Here is a 442-nt window from a genome sequence, read left to right as displayed (position 1 = left end):
CCATTTTGTCCGGTCGGGCGCGCATAAACAAACGGCGCATACGCGTCATCACCTGGCCGGGCTGCGCCGGATTCAGGAATCCACTCTGTGCCATCACCTTTTCCAGGTGGTCCAGAAAACCGGATACCGCTTCGTTGGTGGCCGGCGGCTCATCCCAGAACATTTCCGGCAATGGCATCACTTCGCGACGGGAACGGGATTCCTGCAGATCAAAGTCGTCCCCCAGCAACGCCAGGCGTAGCTCGTAGCTGATTAATTGGACCGCCGACGCCACATTCAAGACCCCATACTCGGGATTGGTGGGCACGCTCACATGAAGGTTACAGCGGCGCAGCTCGTCGTTGGTCAGCCCCCGATCTTCACGACCGAACAGCACCGCAATGCGGGTATCCTGCGGCGCATTGGCCAAATCATGGGACAGCTGTGCCGCCAACTGACGTGG

At 59.7% G+C, this 442-nt stretch carries 1 protein-coding gene; it reads right to left on the bottom strand.

The annotated features are described in order from the left end of the window. Positions 1–442: RNA methyltransferase (locus A3754_RS24120; RefSeq protein WP_304439868.1), on the bottom strand; the 442-nt coding region annotated here is incomplete at both ends.

It is taken from the genome of Alcanivorax sp. HI0083 (assembly GCF_001635175.1).
Note: the sequence above shows the minus strand (reverse complement) of the source record. Positions and strands in the feature narration are given on the sequence as shown.